The following is a 2,576-nucleotide window of genomic DNA, read 5'->3' as shown; positions in this document are numbered from 1 at the left end:
CTCCCCGGGGGCTGGTTTGCGGAAAGTGGGGTTCGGGTTTTCCGTCCCTGTCTGACCGCTCTGTGAGGAGCGACGAGTCATGTTCGAGAGGTTCACCGATCGCGCGCGGCGCGTGGTTGTCCTGGCGCAGGAAGAGGCCAGGATGCTCAACCACAACTACATCGGGACCGAGCACATCCTTCTGGGGTTGATCCATGAGGGGGAGGGTGTGGCGGCCAAGGCGCTGGAGTCGCTGGGGATCAGCCTGGAGGCGGTGCGCCAGCAGGTCGAGGAGATCATCGGGCAGGGCCAGCAGGCTCCTTCGGGGCATATCCCGTTCACGCCGCGGGCGAAGAAGGTGCTGGAGCTGTCGCTGCGGGAGGCGTTGCAGCTGGGGCACAACTACATCGGGACCGAGCACATCCTTTTGGGGTTGATCCGTGAGGGTGAGGGTGTGGCGGCGCAGGTGCTGGTGAAGCTGGGGGCGGACCTGAACCGGGTGCGTCAGCAGGTGATCCAGTTGCTGCATGGTTATCAGGGCAAGGAGCCGCAGGCGGGGGCGTCGGGGTCGGGGGAGCAGGCGCCGTCGACGTCGTTGGTGCTGGACCAGTTCGGGCGGAATCTGACGCAGGCGGCGCGTGAGTCGAAGTTGGACCCGGTGATCGGCCGGGACAAGGAGATCGAGCGTGTGATGCAGGTGCTGTCGCGGCGCACGAAGAACAATCCGGTGTTGATCGGTGAGCCGGGTGTGGGTAAGACCGCGGTGGTGGAGGGGTTGTCGCAGAAGATCGTCAAGGGGGAGATCCCGGAGACGTTGAAGGACAAGCAGCTGTACACGCTGGATCTGGGTGCGTTGGTGGCGGGGTCGCGGTACCGGGGTGATTTCGAGGAGCGGTTGAAGAAGGTCCTCAAGGAGATCCGGACGCGTGGGGACATCATCTTGTTCATCGATGAGTTGCACACGCTGGTGGGTGCGGGGGCCGCGGAGGGGGCGATCGATGCGGCCTCGATCCTGAAGCCGATGCTGGCGCGGGGTGAGTTGCAGACGATCGGTGCGACGACGCTGGATGAGTATCGCAAGCATTTGGAGAAGGACGCGGCGCTGGAGCGGCGTTTTCAGCCGATTCAGGTGGATGAGCCCACGATCGCGCACACGATCGAGATCTTGAAGGGGTTGCGGGACCGTTACGAGGCTCATCATCGGGTGTCGATCACTGATGGTGCTCTGGTGGCGGCGGCGCAGTTGGCGGACCGGTATATCTCGGATCGGTTCCTGCCGGACAAGGCGATCGATCTGATCGATGAGGCGGGGTCGCGGATGCGGATTCGGCGGATGACGGCGCCGCCGGATCTGCGGGAGTTCGATGAGCAGGTGGCTCAGGTGCGCCGGGACAAGGAGTCGGCGATCGATGCGCAGGACTTCGAGCGGGCCGCCGGCCTCCGTGATGATGAGAAGCGGTTGCTGGGGAAGAAGGCGCAGCGGGAGAAGGAGTGGAAGGCCGGCGATATGGATGTGGTCGCCGAGGTCGATGAGGAGCTGATCGCCGAGGTGCTGGCGGTGGCGACGGGGATCCCGGTGTTCAAGTTGACCGAGGAGGAGTCGTCGCGGTTGCTGCGGATGGAGGATGAGCTGCATCGGCGGGTGATCGGTCAGGAGGATGCGATCAAGGCGCTGTCGCAGGCGATCCGGCGTACGCGTGCGGGGTTGAAGGATCCCAAGCGTCCGGGTGGGTCGTTCATCTTCGCGGGGCCTTCGGGTGTGGGTAAGACCGAGTTGTCCAAGACCCTGGCCGAGTTCTTGTTCGGTGATGAGGACGCGCTGATCCAGTTGGACATGTCGGAGTTCATGGAGAAGCACACGGTGTCGCGGTTGTTCGGGTCGCCTCCGGGTTATGTGGGGTATGAGGAGGGCGGGCAGCTCACGGAGAAGGTGCGGCGCAAGCCGTTCTCGGTGGTGTTGTTCGATGAGATCGAGAAGGCGCACTCCGATATCTTCAACTCCCTCCTGCAGGTGTTGGAGGAGGGGCGGTTGACCGATGCGCAGGGTCGGAATGTGGATTTCAAGAACACGGTGATCATCATGACGACGAACTTGGGGACGCGGGATATCTCCAAGGGTCAGGCGATGGGGTTCGCGAAGGAGGATGATGCGAAGACGAATTACGACCGGATGAAGGCGAAGGTCGGTGAGGAGTTGAAGCAGCATTTCCGGCCGGAGTTCCTGAACCGGGTGGATGATGTGATCGTGTTCCATCAGCTGACCGAGGCGGAGATCATCGATATCGTTGATTTGATGGTCGCGAAGCTGGATGAGCGGTTGAAGGACCGTGATATGGGGTTGGAGTTGCGTCCGGGGGCGAAGCGGGTGTTGGCGTCGCGTGGGTATGACGCGGTGTTGGGTGCGCGGCCGTTGCGGCGGACGATCCAGCGTGAGATCGAGGATGTGTTGTCGGAGAAGATTTTGTATGGGGAGTTGCGTGCGGGTCAGATCGTGGTGATCGATGTGGAGGGTGAGGGTGCGGAGGCGGCGTTCACGTTCGCTGGTGTGCCTAAGCCTGATGCGGTGTTGGAGACCGCCGCGGCCGAAGCCGGCTCCG

The 2,576-nt window shown here is 63.1% G+C and carries 1 protein-coding gene; it reads left to right on the top strand.

What is annotated here, in order from left to right:
* Positions 1-79: 79 nt before the first annotated feature.
* A partial coding sequence (locus ACFO4E_RS29995; RefSeq protein ID WP_378580688.1) for an ATP-dependent Clp protease ATP-binding subunit occupies positions 80-2,576 on the top strand: 2,497 nt, incomplete at its 3' end.

This window comes from Nocardiopsis mangrovi, from assembly GCF_042653925.1.
GTDB classification, from domain to species: domain Bacteria; phylum Actinomycetota; class Actinomycetes; order Streptosporangiales; family Streptosporangiaceae; genus Nocardiopsis_B; species Nocardiopsis_B mangrovi.
The sequence above is the reverse complement of the archived record's forward strand: the minus strand, read 5'-3'. Positions and strand labels throughout refer to the sequence as shown.